Genomic DNA, 955 nt, shown 5'->3' on the forward strand with positions numbered 1-955 from the left:
CTGGCTGTAGCCGCTCAGATCCGTGCCTTTGGGGAAGTACTGGCGCAGCAGCCCGTTGGTGTTTTCGTTGCTGCCCCGCTGCCAGGGTTTGTAAGGGTCGCAGAAGTACACCTTCATGCCCGTGCGCTGGCTGAGCTGGGCGTGCTGGGCCATCTCGCTTCCCCGGTCGTAGGTCAGGCTCTGGCGCATCGGTGCAGCAATGCGGTTGAGCTTGTCACTAAACGCCTGCAGCACGTGCGCCGCCGTGGCCGGGTGAGGATGGGGCAGCTTGACTAGCAGCACCAATCGCGTGGTGCGCTCGACCAGCGTGCCGATGGCGCTGGCGTTGTTCGCCCCTTTGATGAGGTCTCCCTCCCAGTGGCCAGGCAACTGACGCTCCTCTACCTCTGGCGGGCGCATGTGAATGCTCAGGAGATCGCTGATCTCGCCTCGCCGGTCTTGTCCTTTGGAGCGGGGCCAGCGCTTGGCGTGCGCCATGCGCAGGCAACAGACCAATTCCTTCTTGAGCTCGCCGCGCGGCTGGGCATAGATGCAGGTGTAGATACTCTCGTGTGACACTCGCAGGCGCCTGTCGTGGGGGTGGAGTTTCTTCAGGTGCCCGGCAATCTGCTGGGGCGACCAGTGCTGGCGCAGATGTTGGCACACCTGCTGGAACAGGGCGCCTTGGCGGTGCAGCTTGGGCTGGGGGCGGCTGTAGATGCGCCGGCGGGTGCAGCGCTGATGCGCAAAGCGGCTGACGTAGCCGTTTGCTCCTGCGTTGCGGCGGATCTCCCGGCTGATGGTGCTGGGGCTGCGGCCCAGGGAGCGGGCGATGGCACGGATGCTTTGCTTTTGCTGCAGCCCCATCGCGATGGCCTGTCGCTCGGATTCGCCGATCTGCTCGTAGCTTTTCTTGTTGATCATGATGGCCTCATTCTGGAAGGTGTTGCACTTCAGATTTGAGGGCGCCAAGCAC

The 955-nt window shown here is 63.7% G+C and carries 1 protein-coding gene; it reads right to left on the reverse strand.

Annotated elements, in window-relative coordinates; genetic code table 11:
• On the reverse strand, positions 1-900 hold a 900-nt coding region (locus tag ABD866_RS10805; RefSeq protein WP_345064556.1), incomplete at its 3' end, for an IS30 family transposase.
• Positions 901-955: the final 55 nt, after the last annotated feature.

Origin of the sequence: Acidovorax lacteus (assembly GCF_039540375.1) — a bacterium.
Lineage (GTDB): Bacteria > Pseudomonadota > Gammaproteobacteria > Burkholderiales > Burkholderiaceae_C > Acidovorax_G > Acidovorax_G lacteus.